The 15,970-nt window shown below is 66.4% G+C and carries 15 protein-coding genes and 1 pseudogene; 8 read left to right on the top strand and 8 right to left on the bottom strand.

The features are described 5' to 3' along the window. Positions 1-37: 37 nt before the first annotated feature. On the bottom strand, positions 38-460 hold the full coding sequence (locus tag E5675_RS02705) for a CoA-binding protein (RefSeq protein ID WP_136176299.1): 423 nt from the start codon (positions 458-460) through the stop codon (positions 38-40). Further along, positions 460-1,437 carry an Mrp/NBP35 family ATP-binding protein gene (locus tag E5675_RS02710; RefSeq protein WP_136173229.1) on the bottom strand — a complete coding sequence of 326 codons (978 nt, stop codon included), beginning with the start codon at positions 1,435-1,437 and terminating at the stop codon, positions 460-462. The genes E5675_RS02705 and E5675_RS02710 overlap by 1 nt, the downstream gene beginning before the upstream one ends. A 91-nt stretch (positions 1,438-1,528) precedes the next feature. Between E5675_RS02710 and E5675_RS02715 the strand changes: the two genes are divergently transcribed. The 4 genes from E5675_RS02715 (at position 1,529) to E5675_RS02730 (ending at position 5,660) form a co-directional block, all read left to right on the top strand. Continuing rightward, complete coding sequence (locus tag E5675_RS02715; RefSeq protein WP_136173230.1) at positions 1,529-2,686, top strand: protease modulator HflK; 1,158 nt, start codon at positions 1,529-1,531, stop codon at positions 2,684-2,686. Continuing rightward, on the top strand, positions 2,686-3,537 hold the full coding sequence (locus tag E5675_RS02720; protein WP_136176300.1) for a protease modulator HflC: 852 nt from the start codon (positions 2,686-2,688) through the stop codon (positions 3,535-3,537). The genes E5675_RS02715 and E5675_RS02720 overlap by 1 nt, the downstream gene beginning before the upstream one ends. Positions 3,538-3,677: 140 nt before the next feature. Further along, positions 3,678-5,174, top strand: coding sequence for a trypsin-like peptidase domain-containing protein (locus tag E5675_RS02725; RefSeq protein WP_136173231.1), 1,497 nt, complete (start codon positions 3,678-3,680; stop codon positions 5,172-5,174). Between the two features lie 117 nt (positions 5,175-5,291). Beyond that, the gene (locus E5675_RS02730; protein ID WP_136176301.1) at positions 5,292-5,660 is read left to right on the top strand and encodes a VOC family protein; all 369 of its coding nucleotides are present in this window, start codon (positions 5,292-5,294) and stop codon (positions 5,658-5,660) included. A 26-nt stretch (positions 5,661-5,686) separates the two neighbouring features. On the opposite strand, the gene E5675_RS02735 is transcribed toward E5675_RS02730, so the two are convergent. From E5675_RS02735 to E5675_RS02755, 5 genes are read right to left on the bottom strand one after another with little or no spacing between them, the layout of a single operon-like run. Continuing rightward, complete coding sequence (locus tag E5675_RS02735) at positions 5,687-6,352, bottom strand: inner membrane-spanning protein YciB (protein ID WP_136173232.1); 666 nt, start codon at positions 6,350-6,352, stop codon at positions 5,687-5,689. Continuing rightward, positions 6,349-7,275 (bottom strand): signal recognition particle-docking protein FtsY, encoded by a 927-nt coding sequence (gene ftsY, locus E5675_RS02740; protein WP_136173233.1) that lies wholly within the window; start codon positions 7,273-7,275, stop codon positions 6,349-6,351. Before ftsY ends, E5675_RS02735 begins: the two co-directional genes overlap by 4 nt. Beyond that, entirely contained in the window at positions 7,272-8,588 is a 1,317-nt protein-coding gene (locus E5675_RS02745; protein ID WP_136173234.1) for a MiaB/RimO family radical SAM methylthiotransferase, read from the bottom strand. Before E5675_RS02745 ends, ftsY begins: the two co-directional genes overlap by 4 nt. After that, positions 8,585-9,391 carry a diaminopimelate epimerase gene (gene dapF, locus E5675_RS02750; protein WP_136173235.1) on the bottom strand — a complete coding sequence of 269 codons (807 nt, stop codon included), beginning with the start codon at positions 9,389-9,391 and terminating at the stop codon, positions 8,585-8,587. Before dapF ends, E5675_RS02745 begins: the two co-directional genes overlap by 4 nt. Before the next feature lie 51 nt (positions 9,392-9,442). Next, a complete protein-coding gene (locus E5675_RS02755) occupies positions 9,443-11,074 on the bottom strand; it encodes an EAL domain-containing protein (RefSeq protein WP_136173236.1) in 1,632 nt (543 codons plus the stop codon). A 248-nt stretch (positions 11,075-11,322) separates the two neighbouring features. Here E5675_RS02755 and ffh point away from each other — a divergent pair, with 248 nt between their 5' ends. The 4 genes and pseudogenes from ffh (at position 11,323) to E5675_RS02775 (ending at position 15,625) form a co-directional block, all read left to right on the top strand. After that, entirely contained in the window at positions 11,323-12,765 is a 1,443-nt protein-coding gene (gene ffh, locus E5675_RS02760) for a signal recognition particle protein (protein ID WP_136173237.1), read from the top strand. 41 nt (positions 12,766-12,806) lie between these two features. Beyond that, positions 12,807-13,283 (top strand): annotated as a pseudogene (gene rpsP / locus E5675_RS02765) (30S ribosomal protein S16); the annotation flags it as partial. A 174-nt stretch (positions 13,284-13,457) separates the two neighbouring features. Next, positions 13,458-13,949, top strand: coding sequence for a ribosome maturation factor RimM (gene rimM, locus E5675_RS02770; RefSeq protein WP_136173239.1), 492 nt, complete (start codon positions 13,458-13,460; stop codon positions 13,947-13,949). Between the two features lie 158 nt (positions 13,950-14,107). Further along, positions 14,108-15,625, top strand: a complete 1,518-nt coding sequence (locus E5675_RS02775; RefSeq protein ID WP_136173240.1) for a serine hydrolase domain-containing protein — start codon at positions 14,108-14,110, stop codon at positions 15,623-15,625. Positions 15,626-15,704: 79 nt separating this feature from the next. Here the strand turns inward: E5675_RS02775 and E5675_RS02780 are convergent, their stop codons facing one another. Beyond that, positions 15,705-15,908 (bottom strand): hypothetical protein, encoded by a 204-nt coding sequence (locus tag E5675_RS02780; protein ID WP_136173241.1) that lies wholly within the window; start codon positions 15,906-15,908, stop codon positions 15,705-15,707. Positions 15,909-15,970 lie beyond the last annotated feature (62 nt).

Here is a 15,970-nt window from a genome sequence, read left to right on the forward strand (position 1 = left end):
GGCGAGGCAAAGGCTTTCGATAGCCGCGCGGGGCCGCTTATCGCATCAGGCCGAGGCGCGGCACCTCGACCTTGGGGCAGCGGTCCATCACCACGACCAGCCCCGCAGCCTCGGCGCGCTTCGCGGCGGCTTCGTTGATGACGCCCATTTGCATCCACACCGCCTTCGCGCCATGGACGATCGCCTCGTCGACTGCGGCGCCAGCATCTTCGCTGTTGCGGAAGATGTCGACGATCTCGGCGGGCGGCTCGACATCGGCGAGCGTTGCGACGACGGGGGCGCCATGGATCGTCTTGCCCGCGTGGCCCGGGTTGACCGCGATCACATTGTGACCCTGCGCGATCAGGAAGGCGAGCACGCCGTTCGACGGGCGCGCCGGGTTGGGCGAGGCGCCGACCACCGCGATGCGGCGCGGCTGGCCCAGAAGTTCACGGATCTCGCTTTCGTCGTTGATCGCCATCATGTGCCCTTTCGTGCATCCAGCCATTCGGCGACCTTCGCCGCTATCGCGTGGAATGGTTCGCCCGCCGGATCGGTTCCCGCCGCGGGCGGCACCCCGCCGTCGCTCGCGAGGCGGATCCCCATCGACAGCGGCACCCGGCCGAGGAAGTCGAGCCCCATCGTCCTGGCCGCGGCTTCGGCGCCGCCGCTGCCGAACGGGTCGCTGACTTCGCCGCAATGCGGGCAGGAATAGCCCGCCATATTCTCGACCAGCCCGATGATCGGCACGTCGGCCTGTTCGAACAGACTGATCGCGCGCGTCGCGTCCATCAGCGCGAGATCCTGCGGGGTCGACACGATCACCGCGCCCGCGGGCTTGTGCTTCTGGATCATCGTCAGCTGGACGTCGCCGGTGCCGGGGGGCAGGTCGACCACCAGCGTGTCGATATCGCCCCAGCTCGCATCGACGAGCTGTTCGAGCGCGCGCCCCGCCATCGGCCCGCGCCACGCGATCGCCTGTCCGGGCTGGGCGATCTGCCCGGTCGACAGCATCGGCACGCCATAGGCGCTCTGGACGGGGGCGAGCTTCGATCCGCGCGCCTCGGGCTTCACATTTTCGCTGTCCATCAGGCGCGGCTGCGACGGGCCATAGATGTCGGCGTCGACCAGCCCGACCTTGACCCCCAGCCGGCGCAGCGCGACGGCGAGGTTGGCGGCAAGCGTCGATTTGCCGACCCCGCCCTTGCCGCTGCCGACCGCGATAATCGTCATCGCCTTTTTCTCGGCGGTCATCGCGACGCGCACTTCGTTCACACCCGTCTGGTCCAGCAGGCCGGCGCGCAGCTTGTCCTCGAGGGGCTTGCGTTCGTCGGCGGCGAGGCCGGTGACGTCGAGGACGATTGCGAGCACGCCCTTGTCGTCGAGAAAGCGAAGGCCCGAGGTGCGGCCGCCGGTGAGGTTGGCGGCGATGCTGGCGAGGGGAGCGGTGTCGGTCATGTCCGCGGCAGATAGGCATGACGAGGCCGATTGCCAGCCATTTTCGCGCGCACCCCCTGTTAATCGCGCCCGCCGCCCCTATAAAAGCAGGATGAGCAACGAAAATGACGCCAGCATGGCCGGCCGCCGTCCGGGGGGATTGCGGCAATTTCTCCAGCAGATCAGCCAGATGGCAAACAGCCCGTGGGGCAATGGCCCTAAAGACGGCGACGATGGCAAAGGTGACGGCAAGCGCCCCGGGCCGCGCAACCCCTGGGTGACCCCCGATCCCGCCGACCAGCGGCGCGGCCCAAAGCCGCGCGGCCCCTCGGCGCTCGACGAGCTGCTGCGCAAGGGACGCGGCGGTTTTGGCGGCGGCGGATCGGGCGGCAGCGGCGGTCAGTTCAATCTCGGCGATTCGGCGAAGTTCTGGAAGTGGGCCGTGCTCGCGGTGGTTGTCGCGTGGGTGGTCTTTTCCTCCTTCCACATCGTTCCGCCCGAAAAGGAAGGCGTGGTAACCCGCCTCGGCAGCTATTCGCGCACCGTCGGACCGGGCGTCAAATTCACCTGGCCCGCGCCGATCGAGCGCATCCGGATGGAAGACGTCCGTGCGATCCGCACGATGGCGATCGGTTCGCCGAACGCCACCGACGAGAATTTCGTGCTGACGCGCGACCAGAGCATCGTCGATCTCGCCTATGAGGTCCGCTGGTCAGTACGCGATCCCGAGCTGTTCTTCTTCCAGCTCGCCGATCCCGAAGGCACGATCCGCGAAGTCGCCGAAAGCGCGATGCGCGCGACGGTCGCCAATTTCGACCTCGTCCAGGCGATCGGCCCGGGCCGCGTCGAAATCGAGGCGCAAGTCCAGCAGCGGATGCAGGAACTGCTCGACCAGTATCGCGCGGGCGTGATGATTCAGGGCATCGCGATCCGCCAGGTCGATCCGCCGAGCCAGGTCGACGAGGCGTTCAAGGAAGTCACCGCGGCGCGCCAGGAACGCGAAGCGGCGATCAACCTCGCGCGCGCCTATGAACAGCAGGTGCTCGAGCGCGCGCGCGGCGACACCTCGGCGTTCGACCAGATTTACGCCCAATATCAACTGGCCCCCGAAGTGACGCGCCAGCGCCTTTACTATGAAACGATGGAGACGGTGTTGTCGAACGTCGACAAGACGATTGTCGAAGCGCGCGGGGTGACTCCCTATTTGCCGCTCAACGAAGTGCAGAAGCGGTTGAAGGCGTCCGAAGCCACCCAGAAGGGAGGCGAATGATGTTCGCCTCGCTGTTCCGGAACCCGATCCGCCTGCTCGTCGTCGTCGTCGCGCTGCTCGTCATCCTGTCGCAGTCGCTGGCGATCGTGCCCGAGGACAAGCAGGCGCTGATCCTGCGCTTCGGCGAGATCGAACGCACGGTGAACCGTTACAAGCCGAACGAGGATTTCGGCCGCTCGGGCGCCGGGCTCGTCCTGCGCGTGCCGTTCACCGACGGCATCCAATATATCGACAAGCGCATCCTTGGCATCAACATGGAGCGCCAGCAGGTGCTGTCGACCGACCAGCAGCGCTTGCAGGTCGACGCGTTCGCGCGCTTCCGGATCACCAATCCGGTGCGCATGTACACCGCGATCCGCACCGAGGATAAATTGCAGGCGCAGCTCGCGACGATCCTCGGCTCGTCGCTGCGCAACGAGCTCGGCAAGCGAACCTTCGCGACCCTCTTGTCGCCCGAGCGCGGTGCGGTGATGGACAATATCCAGGTCGCGCTCAATCGCGAGGCGCAGAAATATGGCGCCGAGATCATCGATGTGCGGATCAAGCGCGCCGACCTGCCCGAAGGCGCGACGCTGGAGGCGGCATACAACCGCATGCGCACCGCGCGGCAGCAGGAAGCGATCGCGATCCGCGCCGAAGGGCAGAAGGAAGCGCAGATCATCCGCGGCAGCGCCGATGGCGAGGCGGCGCGCATCTATGCCGCGAGTTTTGGCAAGGATCCCGAATTCTATGACTTCTATCGCGCGATGCAAAGCTATCGGCAGACCTTCCTCGGCGAAAACAACCAAGGCGGGACGTCGATCATCATGTCGCCTGACAACGAATATCTGAAGCGTTTCAGCGGCGGTTGAGGCGTTCGCGGCGAGTGGACAGCGCGATGAATGGAACCTGCAGCGTCCGTTCATGTTCAAACAGCGTTCAGCCGGCCCGTCGCAGAGAGCCGCAGCCGGGGTTATTGAGTTTTTCTGAAGAACGAAGAGGATTTCCGATCGTGCGTTATGTTTATGGCATCACTTCGGCCTTGCTGGCGGGTGGCACCGCGCTGGCGCTGGTCACCCAGTCTCCCGTCGGCGCGCAGGTTGCGCAGAATGAAAAGAGCGAGATGGCACGCGTCGTGCCGCGTGCCGGCGCCCCTGAAAGCTTCGCCGACCTTGTCGAACAGCTCCAGCCCGCCGTGGTTAACATCTCGACCAAGCAGGAAGTGACGCTCGGCGTCCGGCTCAATCCCTTCGCCGGGACGCGCGAGCCGATCACGCAGGAACAGCAGGGCGGCGGCTCGGGTTTCCTCATTTCGGCCGACGGTTATATCGTCACCAACAATCACGTCATCTCCGGCGGCCCGCGCGGCGAGGCGGTGAACGAAGTCACCGTCACGCTCACCAACCAGCGCGAATATAAGGCGAAGATCGTCGGCCGCGATGTCGCGTCGGACCTGGCGCTGCTCAAGATCGATGCGAGCGGCATGCCCTTTGTGAAATTCGCCGACGGCAGCCCGGCGCGCGTCGGCGACTGGGTTGTTGCGATCGGCAATCCGCTCGGCCTCGGTTCGACCGTGACCGCGGGGATCATCTCGGCGGTTCAGCGCAACATCGGCCAGGGCGGCGCCTATGACCGCTATATCCAGACCGATACCGCTATCAACCGCGGCAATTCGGGCGGCCCGTTGTTCGACCTTCAGGGCAATGTCGTCGGCATCAACAATATGCTGATCTCGCCCGTCGGCGCGAACATCGGCGTCAACTTCGCGATTCCCGCCGACGCCGCGATTCCGGTGATCAATGCGCTGCGCGCCGGCGAGGCGCCGCAACGCGGCTATCTCGGCATCGGCATCGTACCGGTCAGCGAGGATATGGCGGCGGCACTCGGCCTGCCCAAGGATCGCGGCGAGATCGTCCAGCGTATCGAGGACGGTCAGCCGGCGGCAAAAGCCGGGCTGAAGCGCGGCGACGTCGTGACCAAGATCAACGGCAAGGAAATCACGCCGCAGCAGACGCTGTCCTACATCGTCGCCAACATCAAACCGGGCACGCGCGTTCCGGTCGAGGTCATCCGCGAAGGCAAGACGCTGTCGCTGTCGGCCGTCGTCGGTACGCGGCCGCCCGAAAGCGAACTGACGGGCGAGAATTTCGACCCCGAAGCCGAACAGACGCTGCCCGAGGATCCGACGGGCACCGCCGATCAGGCGATCCAGGACCAGCTCGGCATGGCGGTCCAGCCGCTGACGAGCGCCATAGCGCGCTCGATCGGCGTCGAAGCCGACACCAAGGGGCTGGTGATCGCCGCCGTCGGCGGCAACAGCGACGCGGGCCGCAAGGGGCTGCGCCGCGGCGACATCATCCTCAGCGCCAACCGCAGCGCGGTGACAAGCAGCGAGGCGCTTTCGGGCATCCTCGCGGCGGCGAAGAAGGCGGGCCGCAATGCGGTGCTGCTCGAAATCCTGCGCCGCGGTCAGCCGCCGGCGTTCATCGCGATCCGCATCGCCGAATAGGCCGGCCGCAAGATGAATCGAAAAGGGCGCCGCGGTCTTGGTCGCGGCGCCCTTTTCATTTGCCCGGCGGGGCTAATGTTCCTATTATGTTCCATCTAGCGAGTCGGGAGATGGATGATGATCGGATATGTAACGCTCGGGACGAACGATCTGGCGCGCGCCGCCGCCTTTTACGATGCGATCGCCGCCGAACTCGAAACGCCGCGGATGATGGAATATGAAAGCTTCATCGCGTGGGGCAAGCCCGATGGCGGCGCGGGAATCGGCCTGACCAAGCCGTTCGACGGCAATGCCGCGTCGGTCGGAAACGGCGTGATGGTCGCGCTAGCGGCGAAGGATAAGGACCAAGTCCAGCGCCTCTACGACATCGCGCTGGCAAACGGCGGTACCTGCGAAGGTCCCCCGGGACCGCGCGGCGAAGGTTTCTACGCCGGCTATTTCCGCGATCCCGACGGCAATAAACTCAACGCCTTCATCATGGGCTGAACGCGCCGGCGCGCCTGAGCGGCTTTCTAGCTGTCGGCGGCTTCCTCTGCCACCGCGAGCCCGTTCTTGAGCATCACCGGCACCTGGCTCAGCGTGAAGAGGAAGGAGAGGGCGGTGACGCCCCAGACCTTGATCGTCAGCCACAGGTCGAAGCTCATCTGCTTCGTCTGAATGAGCTCGTACATGACGTGATTGGCGATGCCGAGTGCGCCGAAGAACAGCCCCCAGTTGCGCGAGAGCAGCAGCCAGCCCCGCTCGGTCAGCCCTTCGAGTGCCGACTGGAGCAGATATTTGAGCATCGGCCGCTTGAACCAGTAGCCGCTGAGCAGCAGTACGGCAAAGGCGGCGTAGATGATCGTCGGCTTCATCACGATGAAGCGTTCGTCGTGAAACCAGATCGTTAGCGCGCCGAAGCCGAGGACGAGGATGCTCGACATCCAGAGCATCGGCGAAATCTTGCCGAGCTTCCATTTCGACACCGCCATCGCGATGACGATCGCGACCATGAAGGCGACCGTGCCCTTGATCGCCGCGGTTGTCGCCGCAAACGCACCTTCGCCGCCCGACGAAAATTTATAGGCGAGGAAAAAGACGAGAAGCGGCCCGAAATCGATCACGAAGTTGAGCCAGCCATGCTTCGCGGGCGGCGGTGCCGGAACCGGCTCGGGACCGCTGGGGAGGACGTCGCTCATCGAATATTTCCTGCAATGATGCCCGCAATCTCGTCGGCGTCGAACGGGCGGAGGTCGTCGATGGTTTCGCCGATGCCGATCGCGTGGATCGGAAGCCCGTGGCGCTCGGCGGCGGACACGAGCACCCCGCCGCGCGCGGTGCCGTCGAGCTTGGTCATGACCAGCCCCGTAACCCCCGCGACCTCGCGGAACACGTCGATTTGCGACAGCGCATTCTGCCCCGTCGTCGCGTCGAGCACGAGCACGACATCGTGCGGCGCGGCGGGGTTGAGGCGGCCGAGCACGCGCTTGATCTTGGCGAGTTCGTCCATCAGTTCGCGCTTGTTCTGCAGCCGCCCGGCGGTGTCGACGATCAGCACGTCGATCCCCGTCGCGGTCGCCTGCTTCACCGCATCGAACACGATCCCTGCGCTGTCGCCACCTTCGGGCCCCGCCATGATCGGCACGCCGAGCCGCTCGGCCCAGACCTTGAGCTGGCCGATCGCCGCGGCTCGGAAGGTATCGCCCGCGACGAGCATCACGCCATAATCCTGTTCCTGGAACAGATGCGCGAGCTTGGCGATCGTCGTCGTCTTGCCCGACCCGTTGACCCCGATCACGAGGATGACCTGCGGGCGCGGGAAGGCGTCGATGTCGAGCGGCTCGGCGACCGGGCGCAGCACGGCGGCGATCTCCTCGGCGACGATCTTGCGCAACTCCTCGATCCCGCCCGCCACCGCATCGCGCCGTGCCGCGAGGCGCTCGCGGATACGCGCGGCCATTGCCGGGCCGAGGTCGGCGGTGATCAGCGCCTCCTCGATCCGGTCGAGATCGTCCTCGTCGAGCCGCGCCTTGCCGGTCAGCCCGGCCAGATTTTCCCCGAGCCGTTCCGACGTGCGGCGAAATCCGCCGAGCAGCCTTTCGCTCCAGCTTTGGCCGGTCATGCGGCGATGTCCTTTTCTGCGATTGGGATTGCGACCAGGCGGTCGCCGTCGCGCGCGAAGAGGCGCACGTCGATAATAGTGCCGGGGGCCGCGGGCGCGGTCAGCGTCACGGCGGCAAAATTTTCGGCGTGGCCGGTCGAGCCGTCGCGCTCGACGAGCATCGATGCGGTCCGGCCGGTTTGGGTATCGAGCCAATCCTGCCGCCGCCGCGTATTGGCTTCGCGCAGCGTCGCCGCACGTTCGCGTGCAACCGTGCGGCCGACCTGCGGCATCCGCGCGGCGGGCGTCCCGGCGCGCGGGCTGTACGGAAAGATGTGGCCGAAAACGATGTCGCAATCGTCGATCAGCGCCAGCGAGTTGGCGAACATCGCGTCATCCTCGGTCGGAAAGCCCGCGATCAGGTCGGCGCCGATCGCGATGTCGGCGCGCGCCGCCTTCAAGCGCTCGGTCAGGCGCACCGCATCGGCGCGGCGATGGCGCCGCTTCATCCGCGTCAGCACCATATCGTCGCCAGCTTGCAGCGACAGGTGGACATGCGGCATCACGCGCGTCTCCTGTGTCAGCAGCGCGAACAGCGGATCGTCGATCCGGTCGGGGTCGAGCGACGAGAGGCGGAGACGCTCGACCGGCAGCGCCAGCAGCGCTTCGACCAGCGCCGCAAGGTTGGTGCCGCTGTCGTCGCCATAGCTCGCAAGGTCGACCCCGGTCAGGACGATCTCGCGCTGCCCGCGGTCGAGCGCGGTGCGCGCGGCGGTCAGGACATCCTCCATGGTTGCCGAGCGCGCGGTGCCGCGCGCGAGCACGGTCGCGCAGAAGGTGCAGCTGTGCGAGCAGCCGGTCTGCACGCCGAGAAACGCCCGCGCATGGTCGGCGCCCGAGAGGGCGGGGGTGTAGGAAGGGCGGGGTTTCGACAAGCTCAGCCCGAACGGAGAATTTGAGGTCGCTTTCCCCAACTCCGTTCGCCCTGAGATTGTCGAAGGGCCGTTCTTTTCCTGTTCGAAGCGATAGCTCTCGGGCAAACCCTTCGCGTCATTGGACACTACCCGCGCGCCCATCGCAGCAAACGCCTCGCGTTCCAGCTCCGCCGCGCACCCCGTCACGACAACTTCGGCGCCCGGCCGCTCGCGCAAGCTCCGGCGCACGGCCTGTCGCGCCTGCCGCACTGCCTCGTCGGTCACCGCGCAGCTGTTGAAAACGATCGTGTCGCGCGCACCCGCGGCCTCGACGGCGGCCCGGATGGCCTCGCCCTCGGCGATATTCAGCCGGCAACCGAAATTGACGACCTGCTGGCGGTCGGCGGGGGCTGCGCTCATCCGAACTGCGCCCAGTCGGTCTCGCCCTCGTAGACGCGCGTCGCGGCGCCGCTCATCACGATCGGCTCGCCGGGCGCCCAGCGGATGACGAGGTCGCCGCCGGGCAGTGATATCGTCACCGGCGACTGGACCTTGCCCGCGCGGATCGCCGCGACCGCGGTCGCGCATGCGCCGGTGCCGCACGCCTGCGTCAGCCCGACGCCGCGCTCCCAGACGCGCAGCTGCAGCTGGTTCTCGCCGTCGAGGCTCGCCACATTGACGTTGACGCGCTCGGGAAACAGCGGGTCGGTCTCGATCCGCGGCCCCAGTTCGTCGAGCGCGACCGCGTCGGCCTCGGGCACGAAGAAGATGATATGCGGATTGCCGACATTGACCGCGGCGCCATGCTCCAGCTCGTCCCACGCGACGGGCATGTCACGCGTGTCCATCGGCATCGCGAGCGGTATATGCTCCCAGTCGAATTGGGGCTCGCCCAGCGTCACTTCGGCACCGCCGTCGGCAGGGGTGACGCGTAGCATCCCGCCTAGCGTCTCGATCACCGCGGGTTTTCCGATCAGCGTCGCGACGCAGCGCGTCGCATTGCCGCACGCTTCGACCTCGCCACCGTCGGCATTGAAGATGCGCATCTTCACATCGGCGCTGGTCGAAGGCTCGAGCAGGATCAGCTGATCGCACCCGATGCCGTGGCGCCGGTCGGCGATCGCATGCGCGCGCGCCGGCGTCATCTCGACGCCATGCTCGCGCGCGTCGATCACGACAAAGTCGTTGCCGAGGCCGTGCATCTTGGTGAAGCGGTCTGCCATAGTCCGCGCATGTAAGGGCGCGCGGACGCGAAGTCTAGCGACGCGGCGGCATCACGCCGTCTTGCGCAGCGGTTCCTGCTCGCCGCTATCGGGTCCGGCGGGAGGAACCATCGGCGCGCGGAGCAGCCCCCGCTCGGCGAGCAGGCGGTCGGTGTCGGCGGCCGATGCGGCGCGGCCGAAATACCAGCCCTGGCCCTTCGAACAGCCGAGCCGCGTCAGTTCGATCGCGGTCGCCTCATCCTCGACGCCCTCGGCGGTGATCGGCATCGCCAGGCTTTCGCCCAGCCGCACGATCGCGACGACGATTGCTTGCGCATCGGGGCTGCCGCGCATTGCGGCGATGAAGCTGCGATCGATCTTGATGCGGTCGAACGGCAGCGCGCGGAGGTGCGACAGCGAGCTGTAGCCGGTGCCGAAATCGTCGAGACTCAAGGACACGCCCTGATTTTTGAGGCTGGTAACGATCGAGCGCACCAGTGGCAGATTCTCGAACAGCGAACTTTCGGTGATCTCGACCTCGAGCTGCGCGGCGGGGAAGCCCGTTTCGACGAGCAGCTTGGTCAGCTTCTGGCTGAACCACGGGTCCTTCAGCTGCTGCGGCGAGATGTTGACCGCGAGCATGATCGACGGGTCCCAGCGCTTGGCGATCTCCATCGCATCGCGGATGACCTGCAGCGACAGTTCACCGATCATCCCGCTTTCTTCGGCGACCGGGATGAAGCGTTCGGGCGGGATCATGCCATATTCGGGCGTTTCCCAGCGCATCAGCATCTCGAAACCGATCAGGCGTCCGCTCGCGATGTCGACCTGCGGCTCGAAATGCGGAACGAATTCGCCGCGCGGCATGCCGTCGCGAATCCCGGTTTCGATCTGATTGCGGACCTGCACTGCCATCTCCATCCCGGTCTCGAACCAGCAAAAGCGGTTCCGGCCCTCGTCCTTGCAATGATACATCGCGATGTCGGCTTGGCGGACCATCGTTTCCATCGTCATGCTCGCATCATTGGCGAGCGCGATGCCCAGCGACGCTCCGATCCGGATCTGCTGTGCGTCGTGCGCGACCATATTGTCGAGCGCCGCCACCAGTTCGGCGGCGAGCGCGTCGACATCGGCGCGCGCCGCGGGCTCGAAGGCCAGCATCGCGACGAATTCGTCGCCGCCGAGCCGCGCCTTGGTGGCGGTGGGCGGCAGGACGGCCGAGATGCGTTCGGCGGCGACCTGCAGCACGCGGTCGCCCGCGGCGTGGCCGTGGATGTCGTTGACGGTCTTGAAATGGTCGAGGTCGAGCAGGAACAGCGCGACCTGCCGTTTTTCGGCGGCGGCCTCCGCGATCATCCGCTGCCCTGTCGAAAGCAGCGCGCGGCGGTTGAGGAAACCGGTCAACGGGTCGGTGTCCGCAAGGTAGCGCGCGCGCTGCTCGGCCTCGGTGCGTTCGACGATTTCGCGGTTGAGATCCTTGTAGCGGCGCCAGCCGAAAAGGATCAGCGCGATGTTGAGCACCAGCGCCGTCGCGAGCGCGCGGTCGGGTCCGCCGCCGATGCCGATCAGCGCGCGGACTGCCGCCTGCATCACATTGCTGCCCGTGCCCACGAACAGCAGGATCGCGGCGACGACGATGCCGCCGGCGATGATGTCGCGTTTGGCGCCCTCGCTGCGGTCGAATGGCTTCGGCGTCGATGTCATATATATGGTCCCACCCTCGCGGGCTTTATCGGCGAAAGCGGTGAAATTTGGGTTAAGTGCGCGCCGGCGGGCCCGCCTTGCCTTTGCGCGCGTCTTTGTGTAGAGGCCGCCACGTCCGCGCGCATCTTGCGCACGGGCATATCGATGTCCGCGACGGAAAGTCTGTCCACGGATAGCCGCTGGTTGGCGAGGTTTCGCTCACCGGCGTCTTTTGCGTTGCGGGCCTCGAAACGAAGGATTTGAGGCGCATGTTCGACAGTCTGAGCAATCGGCTTGGCGATGTTTTCGGAAAGCTCCGCGGCCGCGGCGCGCTGACCGAGGCCGACGTGCGCGCGGCGATGCGCGAAGTGCGAATCGCGCTGCTCGAGGCCGACGTCGCGCTCCCCGTCGTGCGCAGCTTCGTCGATCAGGTCACGGAACTTGCGATCGGCCAGAATGTCCTGCGCTCGGTCACCCCGGGGCAGCAGGTGGTCAAGATCGTCAGCGACGCGCTGACCGAAATGCTCGGCTCCGAAACCGCCGAGCTCGACCTCGCCGTCACCCCGCCCGCCGTCATCATGATGGTCGGCCTCCAAGGGTCGGGTAAAACCACGACCACCGCGAAGATCGCGAAGCGGCTCAAGGACAAGGAGCGCAAGAAGGTGCTGATGGCGTCGCTCGACGTCAATCGCCCCGCCGCGCAGGAACAGCTTGCCGTGCTCGGCACCCAGATCGACGTCGCGACGCTGCCGATCGTCGCGGGCCAGCAGCCGGTCGAGATCGCGCAGCGCGCCATGCAGGCCGCGAAGCTGCAGGGCTATGACGTGCTGATGCTCGACACCGCGGGCCGCCTCCACGTCGATCAGCAGCTGATGGACGAAATGCAGGCGGTGTCGCGCACGGCGAACCCGGCCGAAACTTTGCTCGTCGTCGACAGCCTGACCGGTCAGGACGCGGTGCAGGTCGCGCAGCGTTTCACCGACCAGGTGCCGCTGACCGGCGTCGTGCTCACCCGCATGGACGGCGACGCGCGCGGTGGCGCGGCTCTGTCGATGCGCGCGGTCACCGGCAAGCCGATCAAATTCGCGGGCACGGGCGAAAAGCTCGACGGGCTCGAACTCTTCCAGCCCTCGCGCATCGCGGGCCGCATCCTCGGCATGGGCGATGTCGTCAGCCTTGTCGAGCGCGCCGCCGAAACGATCCAGGCCGAAGAGGCCGAGGCGATGGCCGCGAAGATGGCGAAGGGCCTCTTCGACCTCAACGACCTGCGCACCCAATTGAACCAGATGCGCCGCATGGGCGGCATCGGCGCGCTCGCGGGCATGATCCCGGGGATCAAGAAGGCACAGGCGGCGATGGCCGCGGGCGGCGCGGACGACAAGATGCTCGTTCATTTCGACGCGATCATGGGCTCGATGACCCCCAAGGAGCGCGCGAAGCCCGAACTGATCAACGCAAAGCGCAAGATCCGCATCGCCAACGGGTCGGGTACGACGGTGCAGCAGGTCAACAAGGTGCTCAAGATGCACCAGGAAATGGCCAGCGCGATGAAGAAGATCCGCAAGATGGGCGGGCTCAAGGGCCTCGGCGCGCTGTTCGGGCGCGGCGGCGGCATTCCGGGCATGCCCGGGATGGGCGGCGGCGGGCTGCCCGGCCTCGGCGGTGGCGGCATGCCCCCCGATCTCGCCAACCTGTTGAATAAAAAGAAGTGATTTAACCCGAATTTGAAGTTCAGACCTAGAAGGAATTACTCATGGCTACCTCCATTCGCCTCGCACGCGGCGGTTCGAAAAAGCGTCCCTATTACAAGATCGTCGTCGCCGATTCGCGCAGCCCGCGCGATGGCCGCTTCATCGAGCGCATCGGCAGCTATAACCCGCTGCTCGCCAAGGACAGCCCGGAGCGCGTCAAGCTCGACGCCGACCGCGCGAAGCATTGGCTGAGCGTCGGCGCCCAGCCGAGCGACCGCGTCGCCCGCTTCCTCGACGCTGCGGGCATCAAGGAACGCGCCGCGCGCAACAACCCGAACAAGGCTGTCCCGGGCGAAAAGGCCAAGGAACGCGCCGAGGAAAAGGCCCAGAAGCTGGCTGACGCCGAAGAAGCCGCAGCCGCCGCGGCCGCCGCTCCGGCGCCGGAACCCGAAGCGGTAGAAGAGGCCGCTCCGGCTGAAGAAGCTGCTGCCGAAGCGCCCGCGGCTGAAGAAACCGCCGCTCCGGAGACCGCCGAGTCGGATGCAACCGGTTCGGTGAAGAGCGAAGAAACCGCCGAAGCCGTTGCCGAAGCCGTCACCGACGAAACCCCGGCCGATGCGACTGCCGAAGACGCGACCGCGATCGCCGAGGAAGTCGCCGAAGGCGGTCCGGTGGCGCCCGAAGCCGAAGAAAAGGCCGAAGGCTAAGCCTTTATGAACGCCGATCGTCCTGTCACCCTCGCCGCCATCGCCGGCGCGCACGGGGTGCGGGGCGAGGTGCGTTTGAAGCTATTTGGCGAAGGCGCGGAGGCTCTCCGCGCCTTTTCCGTTTTCGATGCGGGGGATCGCAAACTGACCTTGAAGTCGGTGCGCCCCGCCAACCAGGGCGCGGTCGCGACCTTCGCCGAAGTCACCGACCGGAGCGCCGCAGAGGCGCTCCGCGGCACTGTCCTCACCGTCCCGCGCTCGGCGCTGCCCGCCTTGGGCGAGGGCGAATATTATCACCACGACCTGATCGGCCTGCCATGCGTCTCCACCGACGGCCAGGCCATTGGCCATGTCGCCGCGGTCGAAAATTTCGGCGCGGGCGACATCCTCGAAGTCGAGAAACCGGGCGGCAAACGCTTCATGGTCCCGATGACCGCGCAGGCGGTGCCGGCTTGGAACGCCGACGGCGTGACCGTCGACGCGGCGTTCGTCGAGTAACGCCGCTGTCCCATTTTTCGTCGTCCCGGACTTGATCCGGGATCCATTTTTCCCGCGCTGCGACAATGGACCCCGGATCAAGTCCGGGTGACGATTGTCTTTGTCGCTGATTGCCGGTGCCCCCCGGCGCTGTTAGCTTGACGGCGATTGGAGGGACTATGCGCTGGAAATCGGGTTTTGCTTTCGCTCTCCTGTTCGCAGGCGCGCTTCCAGCCGCCGCGCAAGAGCCCGCCTCCAAAACCCTCGACCAGCTCGCCCCCCAAATCGATAGGTTGTTCGCCAAATATCAGGCCGACCAGCATATCCCCGGCCTCGTCTATGGCGTCGTCCAAGACGGCAAGCTCGCCTATGTGAAGGGCGTCGGCGTCCAGTCCCTGACCGACAACAGCCCGGTCACGCCCGACAGCCTGTTCCGCATCGCCTCGATGACCAAGGCGTTCACCGCGCTCGCGATCCTGAAGCTGCGCGATGACGGCCGACTCCGCCTCGACGACCTCGCCGAAGACCATATCCCCGAAATGAAGGGCTGGACCTACCCGACCAGCGACAGCCCGCGCATCCGTATCCGCGACCTGCTCCAGCATGTCGCGGGCTTCGTCACCGACGATCCGTGGGGCGACCGGCAGCAGGTCTTGCCGCAGGAAGACTTCACCAAGATGATCGCCGCGGGCGTGCCGTTCAGCCGCGTGCCGCAAAGCCAACATGAATATTCGAACTTCGGCTATGCGCTGCTCGGCCGCATCATCGCCAATGCGTCGGGCATGACCTATGCCGGTTATGTCCGGCAGGCGATCCTGACCCCGCTCGGCATGACGGCGAGCGGCTTCGACGTCACCAAGGCGCCCAAGGCGCGCTATGCGCTCGGCTATCGCTGGGAAAACGGGCGCTGGTCGCCCGAGCCCGAAATGGCCGACGGCGCGTTCAATGCGATGGGCGGGCTGCAGGTCAGCGCCAATGATTATGCGAAATGGGTCGCCTTCCTGCTCTCCGCCTGGCCCGCGCGCGACGATGCCGACGCCGGTCCGGTGAAGCGGTCGACGGTGCGCGAGATAGCGCAGGGGCTCAATTTCGTGTCGGTGACCAATCGTACCGGTGCGAGCGGCGCCGACGCGTGCGAACTGTCGAGCGCCTATGGCATGGGATGGCGTGTCGCGCAGGATTGCGACCTCGGGCTCACGCTCGCGCACGGCGGCGGCTATCCGGGCTACGGCAGCCATGTGATGTTGATGCCCGATCATGGCGTCGGCGTCTTCGCGCTCTCGAATCGCACCTACGCCGGGCCGTCGGCGCCTGCGTGGGATACGGCGGTCGCGATGGACAGGGCCGGGCTGCTCGAACCGCGGACTGTCCCGGTGTCGCCTGCGGTGGCGGAGGCTTATGCGGCGGCAAAGGCCGCTTATGCAGCGGGGAATCTCGATCCGCTTCAGGGCAGGCTCGCGATGAATTTCCTGATGGACCGTTCGGCCGAAAATTGGGCGGCCGAACTTGCGGCGTTAAAGGAAGAGGTCGGCGAATGCCCGGCCGACGAGCCGCTCGCGCCGCTGGGCGCGATGTCGACCGCCTTCCGGCTCGACTGTGAAAAGGGCAAGCTCGATGGAGTCCTGCTGCTCGCCCCGACAACGCCGGCGACGATCCAGGCGCTGCGCCTTCGTGTCGTCCCGCTCGATAAGGAATGATGAAAACGGGACGGGGTCTTTGCAAGGGACGACCCCGTCCCGTTTCGCCCTGGACCTTTTGAGAGGGGAGGCAGGGACATTACCGCGCGCGGCGGCGCGGGCGGATGCCGCAACGCGCGGCGGCGCGGGTGAAGGCGCTGTCTTCGCCGGGCGCACTCGGCACCGCGATCCATTCGCCGAAGCGGCGGAACGGGGTTGCGAGCCAGTGGAGGCCGCGGGTGATATCGGCGCTGAAATGATCATGACCGTCATTCCAAACGCGCATGAATTGCTCGTCTTTCATCGCTCATCTCCTTTCGCTTGGGTGCAGCCTAGATGCGCCTTTCCGCGCCGCGACGCCAACAA

This window comes from Sphingopyxis sp. PAMC25046 (genome assembly GCF_004795895.1).
In the GTDB taxonomy this organism is placed as follows: Bacteria; Pseudomonadota; Alphaproteobacteria; order Sphingomonadales; family Sphingomonadaceae; genus Sphingopyxis.

Bases quoted from the DNA above. Each gene is read 5' to 3' on its own strand.
- E5675_RS02745 (WP_136173234.1), bottom strand. From the start codon at position 8,588: ATGAGCGCAGCCCCCGCCGACCGCCAGCAGGTCGTCAATTTCGGTTGC.
- ftsY (WP_136173233.1), bottom strand. From the start codon at position 7,275: ATGACCGGCCAAAGCTGGAGCGAAAGGCTGCTCGGCGGATTTCGCCGC.
- E5675_RS02735 (WP_136173232.1), bottom strand. From the start codon at position 6,352: ATGAGCGACGTCCTCCCCAGCGGTCCCGAGCCGGTTCCGGCACCGCCG.
- E5675_RS02705 (WP_136176299.1), bottom strand. From the start codon at position 460: ATGGCGATCAACGACGAAAGCGAGATCCGTGAACTTCTGGGCCAGCCG.
- E5675_RS02715 (WP_136173230.1), top strand. From the start codon at position 1,529: ATGAGCAACGAAAATGACGCCAGCATGGCCGGCCGCCGTCCGGGGGGA.
- rimM (WP_136173239.1), top strand. From the start codon at position 13,458: ATGAACGCCGATCGTCCTGTCACCCTCGCCGCCATCGCCGGCGCGCAC.
- E5675_RS02730 (WP_136176301.1), top strand. From the start codon at position 5,292: ATGATCGGATATGTAACGCTCGGGACGAACGATCTGGCGCGCGCCGCC.
- E5675_RS02710 (WP_136173229.1), bottom strand. From the start codon at position 1,437: ATGACCGACACCGCTCCCCTCGCCAGCATCGCCGCCAACCTCACCGGC.
- E5675_RS02775 (WP_136173240.1), top strand. From the start codon at position 14,108: ATGCGCTGGAAATCGGGTTTTGCTTTCGCTCTCCTGTTCGCAGGCGCG.
- E5675_RS02720 (WP_136176300.1), top strand. From the start codon at position 2,686: ATGTTCGCCTCGCTGTTCCGGAACCCGATCCGCCTGCTCGTCGTCGTC.
- dapF (WP_136173235.1), bottom strand. From the start codon at position 9,391: ATGGCAGACCGCTTCACCAAGATGCACGGCCTCGGCAACGACTTTGTC.
- E5675_RS02755 (WP_136173236.1), bottom strand. From the start codon at position 11,074: ATGACATCGACGCCGAAGCCATTCGACCGCAGCGAGGGCGCCAAACGC.
- E5675_RS02780 (WP_136173241.1), bottom strand. From the start codon at position 15,908: ATGAAAGACGAGCAATTCATGCGCGTTTGGAATGACGGTCATGATCAT.
- ffh (WP_136173237.1), top strand. From the start codon at position 11,323: ATGTTCGACAGTCTGAGCAATCGGCTTGGCGATGTTTTCGGAAAGCTC.